Consider the following 18211-nt stretch of genomic DNA (forward strand, 5'->3'; position numbering starts at 1 on the left):
GGTTTGTCTGGTTCGTCGGTAGTGGTTGATGTTACTTGAACCGCAGATTCAGTCGCTGCTACAGGTTTTTCCGGTTCCGATGTGAGAGTTGTTTCGGAGCCTGTAACAACTGGTTTGCCGGTAGTTGTTGATGTTGTTTCTGCGGCGGATTCAGTCGCTGCTACAGGTTTTTCCGGTTCAGATGTGAGAGCTGTTGCGGAGTCTGTAGCAACTGGTTTGTCTAGTTCAGCGCTAGGGGTTGATGTTGCTTCAACCGCAGATTCAGTCGCTGCTACAGGTTTTTCCGGTTCAGATGTGAGAGTTGTTTCGGAGTCTGTAGTGACTGGTTTGTCGGTAGTTGTTGATGTTGTTTCTACGGCGGATTCAGTCGCTGCTACAGGTTTTTCCGGTTCAGATGTGAGAGTTGTTTGGGGGCCTGTAACAACTGGTTTGTCGGTAGTTGTTGATGTTGTTTCTGCGGTCACAGTCTTGTCATCAACAGGAGTCCCTGTAATTACATCTTTGCTTGCAGTCGGTTTTTCCGAAGTTGCGGCGCTGTTTGAAGGAAGTGGAGAATCTGATGTTGCACCGATGAGGGTGTCTGCGTCGGATGATTTTTGAGTGCTAGTTGGTGCTAAATTCAGCGTGTATTTGATGTCGCCGCTGATTGGCAAAACTTTGAGTGTATAGTCTCCGGCTACTAGGCTGTCAGCGCTAATTATTTCTGCACTGGTTCCCGGGTTGGTTGAACTGTAAAGTGTTGCGCCGCTAGAGTTTAACAGAAATACGTCGGCATTCCCGTTCAAACTGTCGATCGCGAATTTGAAACTGCCCGGACTGTTGATGTTAAATTTGTAAAGGTCAAAGATATTTGTAGTATCAACACTACCTGTGTAGCTTGTGCTGTCAGTCAATGCCCCGATGTTAAGTTCAGTCATGTTACCCCGGAAAATAGTTGGTTGAATACGCCCTCAACTATCTATTGGGAACACCGTGAGGTTTTTATGCAAGTTGCGGTAAATCGTTACATAAGTTTATATTTGAGGGAGCGAACACCCAAAACTTGAAAGCTACCTTACATTACGTCGCTCACTGAGAAATAATACCTGATTATTTGGCTCTTCCGTGCTTAGTGTGCTAAATTTTTAGTTTTCTGGTCTCCTACATCATAGCTGGCTGGGATTTCAAGCCAATGGCCCCCAGTTGAGCAAGTTGCTCAAAAGCGCAAGCAGAGGTAAATAATCTTAAAACCTTACCTAGCAAAGCTTTGAGGATAAATTTAAGTTAACGCCAGCACACTCAGTATGAAACTTATGCGTAAAACTGCATCCGTATGACCTACCAGCCTTTTTAGTATTTTGTCACTGGACTATTTTATAAAAAAATGGATGGCTGTTTTTCCAAAAGAACAGATTTTAATCCTCAAAAGTGAAGAATTTTATAGCAACCGATCAGCCACAATGAAGCAAGTTCATCGTTTTTTGAACTTGCCAGACTATCAACTGACTGAGTATCGTAATTACAATCCAGGTTCGTATTTTCTCATCTCTGATAAATTACGTCAACAATTAGTGGAACTCTTCCACCCGTATAATCAGGAACTAGAGGAATATTTAGGTATGGAGTTTAACTGGGAGTGATTATATTTGGAGCAATAGTTGGCTCAATATCTCCTGCGATCGCCATCGCTCTTATGGGGTAGCGATCGTCGGCAACACCTACGGGATGCTCTTGTCTTTACCCCTGCCCCATAAATTAATATTGAGGTCTCAGACTTAATTGCAGCCAGCCTCCGATTGACCGTCGCCTTCTTCTAGCAAACCTTGCGGTGCATCCAGCTATCGCCGTCACTCCCTAAAAAACCAAGGACTCTCGTGGTCGGGGGGTAAATTTTTACCCGACTGTCAAACTCTGCTAGACAATAACATTTTACCCGATTAATTGTCAGAGTTAGCCACACAACAACATTTTACCCGACTGTCAAGCTTTGTGTGACAACAACATTTTGCCTTATTATCAAGGTCTCGTTTTCAGCCTCAACGGAGCGCAAAAACCAGACACCCCAGCCTCAACTTGATTGCTGGCATAACGGCTGCTATCCTACAAAAGCGCAAAGAGAAATTTTAGCTGCCTGCCACTTTCCTCCCACTTCGGAAACTTGATTTTTAATTCAATTTAGATCCCGCAACTTGACTATTAAATCAATTCAGATTTTGTTAAGAACGCTAAAAAATAGCTAATTTTTGCGTCAGCTAAAGTCAGGCATTTGCTGTACAAAATTAGGTGTTTACTGTACAAAAGAGCGTGAGAATACAGGTATTGGCAGGGACTGCACCATACCTGTTTTTATCCGAAAATATCCGGCTTGCCGCCTGCAATTTCATGTCAATTTACTGCTTTTTTGTGTCGAGCGTACATTTGCTTGTTGAGGCAGGTTATGGCTGTTCTCTGTCAGTAGCAAGCAATGTTTTTGCGATCGCAAACCCTGACTAATTCGTGTAGACAAAAAATAATGCACCCCCATGAATATTGAGCATACTGCTTACCCACAGTTCAAACCTTATTGATATGGAATAAGGAACGACTCGCGAGTGGCTACTGAAGCCCAAATGACTCAATAAGAGCGGTAAGGTATGGGACAGGCACGGCGAACTATTTTTTTGTGGGAATATATTAACGATCGCTCTTTACGCCAAGAGATTACTGCCTGTACTAATAAGGTGGAGAATTATAACCGCCATTGATAGCTAGGAGTCGAGCGACTACGGTAAACCGAGCGACTGCGTTAAATCGAGCGACTACTGTAAACCGAGTCAGGGGGTAAATTTTTATCCCAGTTTCAAGCTTTATCAGACAATAACAGTTTAGCCGATTGCAAAGCGCGGGCCCGACAACAACATTTCACCCGGCTGCCAAGGCTGACATAACGGCTGCTGTGTTGCCAATTTTCTCGCACTTGCTCAACTTGACTTAATTCAACTTAGATACTGTAACTTGACTATTAAATCAATTCACTTTTTGTTAAAAACGCTAAAAAATAGCTAATTGTTGTGGAGCGCTAAAGTCAGGCATTTGCAGTATAAAGTCAGGGGTTTGCAGTATAAAATCAGTGAGATTACAGGTATTTGCAGGGGCTGCACTTTACCTGTATTTACCTGCAAATATACGGCACTTGCCTGAATTTGTCGGTCAAATTGGTGCTTTTTTGTGCAGGGATTGCCCTTGCCTGTTGGGACTGGTTATGGCGGTTCTCAATCGGTAGCAAGCAATGGTTTTGCGATCGCAAACGGCGACTTTATATTTCAGATATAAAAATAATCCACCCCATGAATAGAGATTACTGCCTGTACTAATCAGGTGGAGAACTATAACGAGCATTGATAGTTGGGAGTCGATCGACTGCTATAAACCAAGCACGCAGTTCCCTCACGACTGCTGTAAACCAAGCGGTCGTTTCCTCACGGCTACTGTAAACCGAGTGTGTAGGAGGTCACGCAGCTTCGAGCACAAGATTGAATTAAAGCCGAGGGAGCGAATAATTCGCACTCCTTCATCCGACCTTCGTAATTATTCGGTTATTGGGCCTCTCACGAATTAGAATAACTTGCGGTCGAATAAAAGAAACAACTTTTCTTTATTTCAAACATCGGACGATCGAGGAAATGTTAATTACGAATGAAGAAGCGCTCGAAGGGCGGAGTATGCCTTGACTTTTACAGTTGCCAACACGATAGCTATCGACTGTAAATAGCGCTCGCTCGCAACACAGGCAAGGGCCGTATAAAGTCAGGCAAGTGCAGTATAAAATCAGTAAGATTACAGGCATTTGCAGGAACTGCACTCTACCTGTATTTACCCGAAAATATCCTGCAAATGCCTGCATTTTCCTGTCCCTTTACTGCTTTTTTGTGCAAGGACTGCCTTTGCTTGTTGAGGTTGGTTATGGCTGTTCTCTGTCAGTAGCAAGCAATGTTTTTGCGATCGCAAACCATGACTAATCTGTGCTGACGAAAAATAATGCACCCTCGTGAATGGGGAATCCTAGGTGTCAAGGGGCTTAATTTTTACCCGCACTTCGACTGTGCCGATTACTCACATTGCTCCTGCTGTTGTGGCGGCTTTTGTGGCAGCACAGGCATCAATTGCCACAACTTTCCCATCGCACTTGGGTAGCAATCGATCGCATTGCTCGCTCTCTTGTTAGCCAGCTATCACCGTCAGAGGTTTAATCGTCCTTCCACTGCGATCGCCTCTCAAGCTATATTTTATACAAACAAATTAAATAAACTGAGTTGGGTAGGGGTCAGTCTCTACTTTAATAAACCCTCTAATAGCCCTCTCCAATTGGAGGGGATAAAATCACCTGACTAGCGGTTTTTAATTACAGTTGTTAACTTGTATCTTGGGCAAAGGTTTTTACTGATTAAAAACTATGAAAACTTTATCGGAAGTCAAACCTAGAGAGCTGCTATCCAACCATATTCACATTCGCCTCACTGACTCAGACTACAATCAAATTAAAACCAGAGCAGAGCAAGTAAATTTAAGCATGAGCGACTTCATGCGCCGTGCAGCTTTGAGGAGAACCATGCCGCGCCCTCTAGCTGCATTTGACTTAAAAGCCTATCAAGTTTTATGCAAGATTGATGCCCAACTTAGAATTGCAGGAAACAACCTCAATCAGATTGCTCAAGCTTGCAATAGTGCTGTGGCATTGGGAGAACCAGTTCTTGTCAATACAGGACTCTTAGAAAGAGTACAGCAACTCATTCGAGAGAACGGGAAGGCAATTAAAACAATAGTTGCAAACCTCGCCAAATCTACAGTACGCTAACTATTAACAAGGCTCGGCTTTACCGCCTGAGCAATCGATTCTGTGCAACTGACGGCTTTTCGGTTATGATTGGCAAACAAATCAAAGGTACAGGCTTTCGCGGCTGTCTAAACTACGTGCTGGGCAAAAAAGACGCCGCTCTAATTGGCGGTACTATGTGCGGACAAACTCCTGAAGAACTCGCTGCTGAATTTGCGATCGCCCGACAACTAAGACCTAACCTGAAAGTAGCAGTTTTTCACGCCACTTTATCTGTCGCAAGCACCGAAAAACTAGAAGATTCTGAAGAAAATGACCAACGCTGGCTGGCGATCGCAGCCAACTACATGAAAGCGATGGAATTTGACAACAACCAATATGCAGTTGTCAAGCACAGCGATACAGAACACGACCACATCCACATCGTCGCCAGTCGCATTTGCCTAGATGGAGGTGTTGTTGACGATAGCTGGGATTATTACAAAAGCCAAGAAACTATTCGCCAGCTTGAACGGAACTACAGCCTGGAAACTGTTACACCCAGTTGGGAAACAGACAAGCGAGCTCAGACTACAGGAGAACACAGGCAATTAAAAAGCAAGGGGAACAAGAGTGTCAGGGTGCAATTACAAGACCTAATTGATGAAGTTTCCCAAAACCACCCAAGTATGCCAGAATTCGTTGAGCGGTTGCAGCAACAAGGCGTAGAGGTGCAAGTCGGATTGACTCGAACTGGCTTCAGTAAAGGCATTTCTTACAATTTAGATGAGGTAGCTTTAAGCGGCACTCAGTTGGGTAAAGCCTACACTTTTTCTGGATTGCAGAAGCATCGAGGCGTTAGCTATGACAAAGGGCGAGATAACGCCCTAATTGAGGCTTTAATGCAGCCACAAAACTTAGCTATCGCCCCCAGTGAGGCAGAGGAAAATGAGCTAGAGTCGTCACAATCCGAGTTAGTAGCAAGGGCGCCTGCAACAGCAAATGAGTTAGAGTTGTCACAATCCGAGCTAGCAGCAACCGCGCCTACAACTCCTGCAACAGCAAATAAATTAGAGTTACAACTGTCAATCCTGCCTGAGCCTAATGAAATTCAGTGGCAAAAAGTCCGATCGCATCTAGCTGTCGAGTACAGTTTACCTTTAGAATTGCTTAATTTATTGCACTCTCATTCTTGGTTGTATGCCGGCTCAGAAAAGGCTGTCTTTACAGGACGGACGCTTGACGGGGAAGCCCGGTTCGCTTTTGTTCTCGATGAAAGAGGCAACTTTACTACAACGCATCCCCTGTCATCTGAAGCTGCTTTCTGGGTAGCGACTACTGGAGAAATTGAGCGAGCTGTGATTGCCTGTAACCCAATCGAAGCCCTTTCAATTTTGCTGATTGAACAGGAAAATAGCCAGGATAACTCTGCAACAGCACCAGCCACAATTTACCTAGGAATTGAACGAGCTTCACAACTGCCTAGACAATTCTTACAAGAACTCGATAGCGTTATTATAGCGATCGCAGAAGATTATAGGCTCGCTCGAAATGCAAGCGAGCTGCTACCGAATGCAGAACTTGTTAATCCACAGTCAAGTTGGAATGATATCTGGATACAATTAATTGAGCAAGAACAGCAAACTCACAAACAAAATAACCAACAGTATAAACAGCGCATCCAAGATATTGAACTGGATTAGTTATGGTTCCCTAAAAAAGTGAGTAGTGTTTAATAAAAACGCTACTTAACAAATTTCCAGCTTACAACCTAAATTACTGATAGTGCTGCCACTAAGTATTACAAATTTCTGAATAGATTTATCAACTATTTTTTCTTAATCTGCTAAGTAAATTGAGACGGCGCTTGCTCATTGTTTTTTGTAAGCCGACCTTGATAAAAATAAATTATTTATACGTTTTTTTAATCCTACAAAAAAAATGAGCGCTGGCGCGCCAAAAATTAAAGTATCGGAGATAAAAAATGGAATTATCGCAAACCAACACCTACTACTTGAATAATTTAACCTTCGTCCACCAAACAGAAAACCAACTGTACATTATGGGAAGGCAAACAACACTGGTCTTAAATTTTCAACAAACAGGCTATCAAACGCTCGACAAAATAATCCACGTTCTGCGACTTTTGAGAGACAAAAAAGTCCAAGACCGAAAGTCAATTATCGAGCAAGAGCTGCTGGCCTTAAACTTTCAATTCCCTCTCGAAAGCAGCAACCGTAGCAACAACGACACCAACAATGGTAGCAGCAATGGTAGCAGCAATGGTAGCAGCAACGGCAGCCCCAAAAACTGCGAGCTAAAAATCGACTGGTAATTAAATGATGCCGGAGAGATAAGTTTGTTTCTCCGGCAGCCAATAGCAAACATTTTTCGCCACATCCAAAAAAGGCTTCCTCTCATAGCAGCATAGGTGTATCTCCTGCACTAAGAGCAAGCCGATATGTTCGAGTCGTCGGGCGCAACACTATGTCGGCTGCACAATCATATTTGGACGAAAGGCTTCTTCTGATCTAAAAAAGGCCGAGGGGCAAAGTTTTGTGGCGCTGCCCGAGAACATCGCTTTCAAATGAATAGCGTATATACTTGAAATAAAACTCTCGAAGATATTAAACACAACGAGTCAGTACAGCTATGTCTGCTAAAGATGTCTTTCACGAAGTCGTTAAAATCGCTCTCCAGAAAGATGGATGGCAGATTACTCACGATCCATACACTTTACAAGCAGGAACTCTCGAACTTTACATCGACTTGGGTGCCGAAAGGGTGGTTGCGGCCGAAAAAGACGGACAAAAAATTGCCGTTGAAATCAAAAGCTTTATTGGCCCATCCAAAATCTCCCAGTTTTACACAGCATTAGGACAATTCATTAGTTATCGAGCAGCTTTGCAACAACAAGAAACTGACCGCCTTTTATACCTAGCAGTACCCAGCAATGTCTACGAGAGTTTTTTTACAATGGGGTTTATTCAGTCTTTAATTCAACAAAACCAAATTCATTTAATTGTTTACGATATAGAGCAGGAGGCGATCGCACAATGGCAAATGTAGACCTTTATAGGCAGCACATCCAAAATCTGCTCTCCCAACACGCTAGTCTTGTTTGGGATGAGCGCATTCAGGCTCAAACTATCTTTGATACCGAGCGCGATCATTATCAATTAGTATATGTGGGCTGGCGCAATCAGCGGCGAATTTATGGCCCGGTTTTGCACCTGGATATTATGGACAATAAAATTTGGATTCAGCAGGATGGGACTGAGGTGGGTATTGCTAACGAACTCGTAGAATTAGGAGTTCCTAAACAAGACATTATACTTGGTTTTGACCCCCCTAATATGCGTCAATTAAGTGACTTTGCTATTGGATAAATTACGTTTAATGGTTAAAAAATTTAGCTGTTTTTAAGGTCACTTTTTTTAATACTTAACCGCTTTCGTCAGCGTGCATAATTTTTGCAACTGGTGTTAGATTTCGTACTTGAACTTAACACCCAGTTGCTTGTGCGTAATTCCTCTATCTATTGCTTTCGCCAATGCGCCTCAACTCCTCCTCCTCGAGATTCCAAACGCCCAGCATCCCTCTTCCGTCGCAATAGACGGCGAATCGAATCAATTCTCACTGTCGGACACCGTTCCTGCAATTCCCTAATAGAGAATTCTTGAGGCAAATTGTTAATCGCATCCAATAAATTCGCCGTTTTAGTTCCTTTTGCAGAAGTAACATATCCCACCCGCTGCTCAAACTCCCGATAAGCTGATAGCAGCATGACTCCCAAGAAATACTCCCACGCCTGGTAATAGAAGGAATGTGGGTATAACTATAGCGATCGCAAATGATTTGTAAACTGCACTCGGACATGGTGCCGACACTACCAGCATTCTGACTTGGTTGGATTTACGAATGAAATGCGATCGCTATAGTGTGAATTGTAGTTACCACGTCCCGATAACCCGCAATTTCTTGTTCTGAACGGTCGCGCGGCGTTGTTTTTTCTGTTACTAATTTTTTAATGCGTTCTAGCGGCACTGTAATACCTTCAATGCAGTTAGAAGATTCGGTACTCTGAATAACCGCAGCTTGGCGCAAAGTGCCTAAAACTTGTGGGGCTTGTTGCTTGAATAACTCCTGCTTTCCCTTGTATTCTCCAACTAAGCGAATTGTTTGTAGAAGTCTTTGGTTGAGCTGTTGACTTTCAATGAACCCCTCTTCAAATGATAGCATATCTATTTTATCTCCTTTGTATTAATTATAAACATTTATCGCAGTCAATAACTCGGATATTGCGTGCGCTCGCATCAAAACTTTGAAACCCGATTGCAAGCAGAACCGACGCCAAATCCAGATAAATAAGTAAGGCGATAGTTGCTTTTAGCCATAGCCCTTGCCTCTCTAGTTGTCCAAGGTTTGACGCTCAGCAAATCGGGTTCAGTTTCCAGTTGCTTTAAATAAGAGCGATCGCCCGTTACAAAGGCAATCGCAATCGCCAGAAACTTGCAACAGCTCAAAGGAGCCTGAACCACCTGCTTTTCAGTAAACCTAACCACAATCCAATTCCACTCTAAGAATAATTGATTGCGGCGCATATCGCTGTCAGCATCGCAGCAGTGAGTCGGCTTCTTAGATTTGCCAGCATAAGGTTCATCAATCTCGACATCAATTCCTATCCCAGATGGAGTGTGAATTACAGTAAAATCTGCTGAATAGCTCCTCTGAGATAACGGAATTTTAAACTCTGCTGCTTGGACAACTTCCTCGAAATATTGCTGTAAGTATTGCAAAAAGCGTTGTTCACTCACTCCTTGCCGAGCTTGAGATGTGCCATTAGGACTAACGCGAAGTGACATCAAATCCTTGAGCAATCGATTTCTGGAATCTAACTCAAGTTTTGCGCTTTTTAAAGCTGTCTGCAACCCTTCTTTTTCCACCTTAAAACTAGAAAATTCTTGCTGTTTATTCAATGATAAATTTTGATGGGATAATATATTTTGTTGGTTGTACTCAAGAATTTGCTGTTTATACCTGGATAGCAGTTTTTGACGGCAACCAAACACATAACTATAAGCAGCCGCAATTAAACATGAATAAGCAGCTACTACCAACAGCATTTCCCACCACAGCCAACCCCAAGAAATAGCTAACAGCGGAAGTACGATCGCACCATAGAGCCAAAACACCCAAATTAACCACAGCAACTTGACAGGTAACACCACAGGTGGTTGAGGCGGAGTCAGCAAAACAACAGGTTGCTCGAATTGTTGAGTTTCTTGAAGTTGGGATGAGGTGGCACAACTAGAAGTTGCCTCTGGCAAAGGATATTGATGGCAGAATTGCATTACCACTTTTGGGTAAAAAACTATAGGATAATTCATAACTTTAAATACGCCTTTTTTTAAGAGCGCGGTCGCGCTATTTTTAAGAAAGTTTTTTGAATTGTATGCCAAAAATCACCCAGTCAAACTCACAAAATTTAACTCATTCTCAACCAGTTAGCAAGATTCAAAAGGACAAACAAATCTCTCTTAAATCCGACGCGGCAACAATGGCTGCGCTTACTCAACTCGAAGAACGCCGCGATTATTATCACACCTGCATCAACGGAGGATACTAAGCATGAATTTAGCCACAGCAACGCTTGCTCAAAGTTCAATAACTGCGGCTCAACTTTGGCATCAACTAGAGTCAGCAGAAAGCTCAGAAGAAATTGACCAACTGCTGCAATCCCTTTGGCAAACCCAAGAAACCCAGGAACTCGCTGTTGATGCCCATGCCGACTTAGCCGACCAAATTGATGCCGAAATTGCAGGAATTACAGCCAGGATGCAGTATTTGATAGAACTGCATTCAAAAGCTCTCAACAAACTCCAGGGGTGGAGAGAGCGCTTAGACAAAACCGTGCTCTACTTCAACGAGTGCGGCGTGTTAACTTCCGAAATTATTGGCAAACACCGCCGCATTACTGTTAAGGAAAATCCGCCTACCTGTGAAGTTTTGATTGACCCATCTCAACTACCAGAACCCTATCGTCGAGTCGAAACCAAAACCGTAATTTCTGCCGACAAAAAGGCGATTTCAGACGCTTGGAAACAAGGAATGCCTGTAGATGGCACTAGGGTTTTCCGCAAGCGTAAAGTTGTCTACAGCTTGCTTCCTGGTAACAATTTGCACTCTCTTCAAGCCAACCAGACGCTTGAGAGTCGTTCTTCGGATAAAACGCAGTCCAAAAAACGGCGTTAGCCATCTTTTCAGGTGTCAGGAATGCCTTGATTTGACACCTGAATTCTAGCCTTTGTCAGGTAAATGAGGCATATACCAAGGCTTGAAAATCCTGACCTTCAGATAATCTTGTGTACCTCATATTTGTGATAAAAGCTATAGTAGACACCTCCGACTTAGACTTCCCTGAATTAGACATTTCCGAATTAGAATGTGAAACGCTTGTTTTGTTTGTAAGAGCGAAAACTTAATTTCGGTCGATATCTATTACAAATCAATCCAGTATTGAGGGTTTTCAACTTCTTCTTCGGTGACATTGAATAAGTTTGACGCTCTACCTTTAATAACCCCGTTAGCATCTAGGTTCAAACCTCCCAATTGCTGGCTGTTTTCACCTTCTGCAAAAGCAACGCGAGCAAGTGCATCGCTATCGCTATCAGAGAAATAATTCCGTTGGCTTTCCATAGCCGTAGTTGTGCGAACTACTTTCACTTTTTTTCTCCACATTGGGATTGTCATTTTGATTGTAACACGCTACTTCTTTCTTCTAAACCCTCCAATTGGAGGGGGTAAATATCACTCAGTAGCAGGAATTTGTGAAGGAACAACCTTGTCAAAATCTGGACTATTGCTGTGCGTAAGTCCTAACAATGTAAAAACTCGAATTCAGGAGCTAATCAATGAGTAGAAGAAAACTTACCCCAGAATATCGCTCCACAGAATGGGTAGCTGGGGAAGGACTAAAAATCCCAGTCTTTGATATGTCCTTGACTGACGGTAGAGCAAAGGGGCGGTACCAAGCTGAATCAGAAGTGCTGCGTAACTCCCTGCTTGAACTGCTTTTTGAACCTGAAGAATTAGCATCCCTAACCATCGTTAAACCAGACCCAAATGATAGCAGCTTCGACCCTCTCAAAAACATCGACTTCGGAGATGGTATTACCAGAAGAGTTGCTTTCAGCTCCGGCAAAAATGTGTACTTTGCAGACATTGAACTCTCAACCAAACTGTTGAGCGTATTCAAAACCCAACCCGACCACGCCTGTCGCTACGGCTCACTGCTAGTTAGCAGTTGCAACCAAGGAGCCAAATTGTTAGATAGCTCCCTTGACGGCGAAACCTTGCGAGTCAAAATTGTTGATTCTCAAAGCGATGACAAGAGTGAAAAAGCGAAAGCTCATAAGTGGCAAACCGGAGACTGTCACGGCAAAATTTCACCGGCACTAGCCCAACAATTGGGAGGTAATGACAACCGACCTTTTCAATTCAGATTTGCCTGGATGCAGGAATGGGAACAAGAAGACTGCCACACTCCAGAAATTAGCTTTCTTGCCAAAGGAACGCTGTTGCCTGATGCTAATTTAACCTCCGAGTTGGGTTATGATATCATCATGGATCGCTCCTCTATCAAAGGAGTTGCTAAAGAGCAATTAGCTGAACTTATCCCCTGTGGCGACTACGAATTTCCCAAAGCTATACTAGGAAATCGAGGCAACGCCAAAGTAACTGAATACGAAAATTCCTGGCAATTTTCGATTTGGTATTCCGAAGCAGCTATTGGGGCTGACATAGCCACACCGACCAAAATAGAAGCCCAAAAGCTAGCTGACTTGCAAAATAATCGGCTGCAACTTGCCAAATACTTAGTGGAGCAGCACGACAAAAAAGCTGCTTTTCAATCTAGCCTTCACGAAGACAGCAGCGGATTAGAAGACGAAACAGATGAAAAAGCCCAACGCAATGAATCCCGGCTAATTTCAATTTTGAGGAACGACAAACTCGGCCAACTCCTCGACTTTCCCAAAGTCGTCGATTTCATGCAAGAACAACTGGCTAAAAAGTGGAAAGATTTAGCAATTAAGGGAGCACTTCATCACGGTTCAGCAATGGCTCAACCTTGTGAAAACCTCAACCCAGGTACAATTGTTGCCCCTCACTTGCGACACGGCACAGAAGTTATCGTTACCCGATACCCAATTGTCAGTAAAGATAACATCCGCCGCTACACAGTAGACAACAAAAGTCAGCCTGAATTAACGCAGTACAAAGGGTGCGTTTTCATTCGCTCCGACCAAGCCATGCAGCATCACCAATGCGATTTTGACGGCGATCAATTAGTGATTACGCCTGCTTCCCGGATGCCGAATATCGCCTCTGAAACCAGGCACGCTAATCAAGAGAATGAGTACGATGCTGTTGAGAAGCGAGAGAAAGTTGACTACAATAAAGCTACCGATAGTGATGGCGATCGCAAGTATACCAAATTGCGGCAAATTGCCGTAGCGATCGCCCAAAATAAAATTGGCTGGGTGGCTACCTTAATCGGGAGAGTGCAATCGTCAGCAGCAGAACCGGGACAGCCAGAAAGTTTATTCAATCAACAGAAGCGGCAGCTTCTTGGAAAGCTATTTGATGCCCTGCAAATTGAAGTGGACAGTCCCAAAAGTGCTACTCGCACCGAAGACCACCACCCTACTTTGTTGTCCAAGGCTAAGCAGTGGTCAGAACAGCACCCAAGCTATTTATTTGATTACAAAGACGACCCCAGGCTTTACAAAACTGTGCCATTACCTATAGGAGACGGCACCGCTATCAATTGCATTGCTAAGGAGGCTGTTAACCCAGAGTGGGAACCGACTCGTCTAAAAAGCCGCCACCGCGACGAATTTCGCTACCTGTTCGAGTCTCCTTCGGACTTAGATGAGCGAGAAAAATGGGAGAAACATTATGTCAAGTGGGCGCAAGATATTAAGGAACGCTATCGAGAAAGGATGGGCGAAATTCACTTGGAGTGCAGCGACGATTCTAAGGCAATTAAAGAAGCAGTCAGCAAGTTATACGAGAGCTTAAGAGCCGATGTGACTGAAGCTTTTCCCAACGCTGAAGAAAGGTTTTCTGCTGCTAGTGCAATGTGGCACGTCGAAACCGCAAATCCCAACTTAGAAGTTCCTCGCAAAGCTTGTAAGGAACTTTCTCGCCAACTGTTGATTGAATTTAACCTTGAACCTGAGTACGAGCGACTGCACGAAGCAATGCCAAAAGACACTTACATTCTGAGCGTCCCTTTCGAGGAATTTGAACGGGACGGTAGCAATAAGACTGTCAGGGATAAGAAGCGACAGCCAGTTGGCAAAGACTTAGCTGGACATTGGAAAGAATTGTTAGACAGCAAAGGCATTAAATATGAAGCAACTTTGCATCCGAGCCTGCCAATGGTCAATTTTGCCTTAATTGAACCAAGCGAAAAACTGGTGGGAATTCTTGAGAATAAGTTTTGCGAAAATGCCAACGACATCGACAGTTTGGACTTAACCTACCGTGATGGTCTGGGCCGCACCAAAGATGTCAGTTCCCGCATTGTAGCTCCTGCTGATTATACTTGGCTTGAGTCCCAAAACCAAACACCTAAAGCAGCATTGGTTCTCAATTTGTTTACGGATGAAATTTGCCAGCAATTGCAAACCTTTCAGTTTGACAGAGCTGAACTGATTGGGCAAAAGTACAATGACTTGAAAGATGTTGACTTTAGCAGTCCTAAATGGAGGCACAAAACATTGACTTTTGAGGTGGGTTCTGTTAGCGGTAGCGGTTCGAGGCGCGACGGTAGCCCTATTGTCCTCCTTGACGGACAAGAATTAGCCATGTTCTCTGCTAATTCACCTAAATTGCCGATCGGCACTACCTTTGAGGCCACTATTGAACCATCGCCTAAAGGTAGTGCTCTAATCTTAAAGATCGACCCTAGTTCCGTGCGACTCATTGAATCAGTGGAGGAACTTGCAGAAGTCGCGCCAACTTCTTCTCAAGGGCGAGCGTCATCCGTATCCCCAACTCCTTGTCAAGGGCGAGCGCCATTCGTATCCCCAACCCCTCGTCAAGGGCGAGCGCAATCTGTATCCCCAACCCCTCGTCAAGGGCGATCGCTTGTATCGCCCACCCCTACCCAAAACAAACCGCCATCTCAACCCCAAGACATTGCTGCCAGCCCCGCCCACCTCTCACAATTGCTGAAAGATGCGATTTCTGAAGCATATAACCAAACTGGAGCAACTAAAATCCCTGTGGGAAACTGGACAGCTTTTATTAGCAATAATCGCAATAATCTTAGGTGTTTAGTCCGAGATGAAGCTGATAATCCGGTATTAGCTGCTGACTTGAAAACAGGTCAAATCATTAAAAAGCTTTCTGAAAACAGCAGCGCTCACTTTCTCAAATACCTCTTAAAAATCGATGCTGAATTAGCAGCCACATCCTCAAACAATAGAGTTGCCGACGCACAACTTTAACGTAATTTAGAAAGTCATATTAGGTTCGCTAACTATACCATAATTGCCATTCTATTACTTTGCTGTGGGGAATTTACAAATAGCCGCTCATGCGAATCATAGAAAAAGCGCAAACCTTTTCAATACCTGTTGTCTAAATATGTCTTGCTTGTGGGAGGTCAAAGTCGAATTACGCAAGAAAAGAGACCTTCGATTTTGACCTCCCTTGAGGACATTTGTACAACACACATTGAAGCCTGCGGTTTTATACGTATTTTGACGGACATGATATGACACTTCTTTTGCTTCCGCTTAATGAATGCCTTCCCCCTCCGATTGGAGGGGGTCACTTTAACTCCCCAAAACCGCACTTTAGAGTGAAGTCACTAGCCACACTACTCGAATTTCATGGGAAATATCCACTCACCCCGCTACAAAGATTATGGCTACAAAAACAGCATCCCGAAGCCGAAGCCAGGGAAACTACATCACCCCTAACACAGCCGAGGGCAAGAAAATCCTCAACTACCTAAGAAATCGCTGCGAGAAAGCTTTAGATTACTGCCTGGAAAACGGACTCACCAGCGTAGAAGATTTTGCCGATGCAATTGAAGAACTAACGGAAGCAGACGGCAAACCTGGCATTAGCGTGGAGGTCAAGCACAACGGACTCGTCCTCAGTTTGAGCGATCGACCTGAGTACGGCTCTACCACAGGAAAATACATGATGGAACACTTGGGAGAGCCGGACGACAACCGATTTACTAAAACAGGAATTGAAACATTACTCGATTCGCCTCGAACTAAAACAAGGTCTAAAAAAGACAATTTACTAGATGAATTGGATGATGAGCAACCCTCCCCCAAGTCTAAATCTAAAGCTGAAACTAAGTCTAAAAAAGACGATTTACTAGATGAATTAGAGGATGAGCAACCCTCGCGCCGATCGAATTTTCAAACGGCAAATCAGTCTCAAAAAGACAATTTGCTAGATGATTTGGAAGATGATAAACCATCGCAAAAATCGAAGTCTAAAGCCAATATCAAATCAAAAAAAAATGAAATAGAAAATTCGGAGGACGACGAGCCATCACCCAACTCTCAAACCAAAAGAAGACCCCGAAAAGATGACGTAGAGGAGTTAGAGTCGGAAGAACCACTGGTTAAATCTAAAGCCTTAAGCCGCTCTCCGACAGATGAGCTAAGTGAGTTAGATGAGTTTGAATTCAAAGAACCTCAACCTAAAGCTAAGCCTCAAACTAAAAGCCACCTTCAAAACTCTGAGCGAGAAGATTTGGAAGACGAAGAATTATCAGCTAAATCCCAAGCCAAAAGAAAACTTCAGACAGATGAAGCGGTAGAAGTTGCTGAATCCTTAGCACGCACACCTTCAAAAACCCGAACGAGCCAACAGCAACCTCAAAGCAAAAAATCAAACGACCAGAACATCGATAGTATCCTCGATGCTGCTGTACAAGTTAGTGGTAGAACAGCCATTTCTGGAAGTGAGGTAGAAGGTACCACTGTCAGCGGCCTGAGCGGTCAAGTTGCGGTTCTCGCTACTCTGATGGGGAAAAAAGCAGCTTCTCAAATTATAGAAGCTGCTCTTGGGGCCCGAAAAGAGCGCCAAGTTGCCGGTATTGTCAAAAGGCTCAAAGCTCAAAGCCAGCGAGCTGACTCGCTCTCGCAGCGGGTTACCAACTTGGCTGAAGCGGATTCAATTGCAGATGCAACGGTTGAATCCGAAGCTTTACCAATAGCTGAACCGAAGCCAGAACCGGAACAAAACATCTTACCTGAACCGGATGCCGAATTTGTCTCAACACCCGGTATGCTCTTAGCTAAAGCTGTTAGCAAAGTCCATGGAAAAGTTGATAAAATTTCTGGTCGTGTGAGAGACAACAATTCTGAAAAAACTGCTTCTATTAAGATTGACACAGAGGCGAGTTTTGAAGAACAGCTCGTACAAATAAATGAAGCACTCAACCGACTCGAAAAGCGACTCGATACCCTAGAAGAGCGAATAGAAGCTTTAGAGAACAAACTTTCTCTTCAAAGCGATACAGGCGTTCAAGCTGCGGATGCAAAAGTAGAATCGCCCGACAGCTCGACTCAAGCGCTCAGCGACCAATTCGTACAAAACGGAACAGAAATAGATGAAAAAATTTCATTAGAATCAACAATCCCAGCTAGCAGCAGCGCTAGCGCTACTGCTAAAAAAATCACTGTAACAGCCCAAAATCTTACTCAGGATTCCCAACTTGCAGCAACACTAGCAAAAATTTACAGCCTAGCTGAAGAAGAAGCAAATGCGGAAGGCATTGCATTAGAAGATGGGGTTGATTTGGGAGAAGCCAAACTTTATGTCACGAATATAGACTCCTCTACCGCTATCCGCTTAAAAACTAAGGAAGGCGAGGAAATGTTCTCAGCAGTACAGGATAAAACTGGGGAATGGAAAGTGACAAACGACTTCCTGAAACCTGAAGAAAAAGAAGAACTCGACCGCTTAAAGATTTTTCAACAGGCTCTCAACCAAGAACGCTTAGCTGAAATGGTAAAGAGAAGCAATCAAGATGAAGTGAGCTTTACCGATTCCCAAGGCTCGCGCCTCGACTTTGAAGTCGAATTCAGCGATAAATCCAAGTCGAAGGGTACTGTCAAAGGCTTTAACTCTCACAGTGAGATAGTTTTTGAGGCCAGCCTCCAAAAAGGTAATGTTGAGGTACTTTTGTGCGACATTCCACCAGAAGTAGTAGAAAATCTCCTATCCCAACAGCAACTTGCTCAAAACCAGAACTCCAACAAGCAGGAAGCTAAAAAAACTGAGGTAGAGATGGAAATTTGAAATAAGTTATTTCACTTGCACCCTCCAAATGGAGGGGGTCAGGGTCACTATATAAAATCACCGTATTTGGTGATTTTCCGGGCATTAGATGCA

17 protein-coding genes are annotated in these 18211 nt (G+C 43.7%); 12 read left to right on the forward strand and 5 right to left on the reverse strand.

Annotation, left to right across the window (positions count from 1 at the left end):
* On the reverse strand, positions 1-917 hold a 917-nt coding region (locus tag QUA77_RS08515; RefSeq protein WP_333449837.1), incomplete at its 3' end, for a pre-peptidase C-terminal domain-containing protein.
* A 450-nt stretch (positions 918-1367) separates the two neighbouring features.
* On the opposite strand from QUA77_RS08515, the gene QUA77_RS08520 reads away from it, so the two are divergent.
* From QUA77_RS08520 to QUA77_RS08550, 8 genes are all read left to right on the forward strand, one after another.
* Positions 1368-1619, forward strand: a complete 252-nt coding sequence (locus QUA77_RS08520) for a hypothetical protein (RefSeq protein ID WP_333449838.1) — start codon at positions 1368-1370, stop codon at positions 1617-1619.
* A 993-nt stretch (positions 1620-2612) separates the two neighbouring features.
* Positions 2613-2723, forward strand: coding sequence for a Tn3 family transposase (locus tag QUA77_RS29280; protein ID WP_445302066.1), 111 nt, complete (start codon positions 2613-2615; stop codon positions 2721-2723).
* Positions 2724-4024: 1301 nt separating this feature from the next.
* Complete coding sequence (locus QUA77_RS08525) at positions 4025-4183, forward strand: hypothetical protein (RefSeq protein WP_333449839.1); 159 nt, start codon at positions 4025-4027, stop codon at positions 4181-4183.
* A 228-nt stretch (positions 4184-4411) separates the two neighbouring features.
* Positions 4412-4813, forward strand: coding sequence for a plasmid mobilization protein (locus tag QUA77_RS08530; protein WP_333449840.1), 402 nt, complete (start codon positions 4412-4414; stop codon positions 4811-4813).
* 65 nt (positions 4814-4878) lie between these two features.
* On the forward strand, positions 4879-6474 hold the full coding sequence (locus QUA77_RS08535) for a relaxase/mobilization nuclease domain-containing protein (RefSeq protein ID WP_333449841.1): 1596 nt from the start codon (positions 4879-4881) through the stop codon (positions 6472-6474).
* A 281-nt stretch (positions 6475-6755) separates the two neighbouring features.
* Entirely contained in the window at positions 6756-7106 is a 351-nt protein-coding gene (locus QUA77_RS08540; RefSeq protein WP_333449842.1) for a hypothetical protein, read from the forward strand.
* A gap of 317 nt (positions 7107-7423) precedes the next feature.
* Entirely contained in the window at positions 7424-7840 is a 417-nt protein-coding gene (locus QUA77_RS08545; RefSeq protein ID WP_333109663.1) for a XisH family protein, read from the forward strand.
* On the forward strand, positions 7828-8160 hold the full coding sequence (locus tag QUA77_RS08550) for a XisI protein (protein WP_015179801.1): 333 nt from the start codon (positions 7828-7830) through the stop codon (positions 8158-8160). The genes QUA77_RS08545 and QUA77_RS08550 overlap by 13 nt, the downstream gene beginning before the upstream one ends.
* A gap of 149 nt (positions 8161-8309) precedes the next feature.
* Here QUA77_RS08550 and QUA77_RS08555 read toward each other — a convergent pair whose 3' ends face one another.
* The 3 genes from QUA77_RS08555 to QUA77_RS08565 all read right to left on the reverse strand — a co-directional run bounded on the left by QUA77_RS08555 (position 8310) and on the right by QUA77_RS08565 (position 10161).
* Positions 8310-8558 carry a hypothetical protein gene (locus tag QUA77_RS08555; RefSeq protein ID WP_333449843.1) on the reverse strand — a complete coding sequence of 83 codons (249 nt, stop codon included), beginning with the start codon at positions 8556-8558 and terminating at the stop codon, positions 8310-8312.
* A gap of 128 nt (positions 8559-8686) precedes the next feature.
* Positions 8687-9013, reverse strand: a complete 327-nt coding sequence (locus QUA77_RS08560) for a hypothetical protein (RefSeq protein ID WP_333449844.1) — start codon at positions 9011-9013, stop codon at positions 8687-8689.
* 74 nt (positions 9014-9087) lie between these two features.
* Positions 9088-10161 carry a hypothetical protein gene (locus QUA77_RS08565; protein WP_333449845.1) on the reverse strand — a complete coding sequence of 358 codons (1074 nt, stop codon included), beginning with the start codon at positions 10159-10161 and terminating at the stop codon, positions 9088-9090.
* Positions 10162-10226: 65 nt separating this feature from the next.
* On the opposite strand from QUA77_RS08565, the gene QUA77_RS08570 reads away from it, so the two are divergent.
* Positions 10227-10400, forward strand: a complete 174-nt coding sequence (locus QUA77_RS08570) for a hypothetical protein (protein WP_333449846.1) — start codon at positions 10227-10229, stop codon at positions 10398-10400.
* 2 nt (positions 10401-10402) lie between these two features.
* Positions 10403-11026 carry a siphovirus Gp157 family protein gene (locus QUA77_RS08575; RefSeq protein ID WP_333449847.1) on the forward strand — a complete coding sequence of 208 codons (624 nt, stop codon included), beginning with the start codon at positions 10403-10405 and terminating at the stop codon, positions 11024-11026.
* 246 nt (positions 11027-11272) lie between these two features.
* Here the strand turns inward: QUA77_RS08575 and QUA77_RS08580 are convergent, their stop codons facing one another.
* Entirely contained in the window at positions 11273-11512 is a 240-nt protein-coding gene (locus QUA77_RS08580) for a hypothetical protein (RefSeq protein WP_333449848.1), read from the reverse strand.
* Positions 11513-11685: 173 nt separating this feature from the next.
* Between QUA77_RS08580 and QUA77_RS08585 the strand changes: the two genes are divergently transcribed.
* Together QUA77_RS08585 and QUA77_RS08590 are read left to right on the forward strand one after the other, a co-directional pair.
* Positions 11686-15291 (forward strand): hypothetical protein, encoded by a 3606-nt coding sequence (locus tag QUA77_RS08585; protein ID WP_333449849.1) that lies wholly within the window; start codon positions 11686-11688, stop codon positions 15289-15291.
* 421 nt (positions 15292-15712) lie between these two features.
* Positions 15713-18118, forward strand: a complete 2406-nt coding sequence (locus QUA77_RS08590) for a hypothetical protein (RefSeq protein WP_333449850.1) — start codon at positions 15713-15715, stop codon at positions 18116-18118.
* Positions 18119-18211: the final 93 nt, after the last annotated feature.

Origin of the sequence: Microcoleus sp. K5-D4 (assembly GCF_036704575.1) — a bacterium.
Lineage (GTDB): Bacteria > Cyanobacteriota > Cyanobacteriia > Cyanobacteriales > Microcoleaceae > Microcoleus.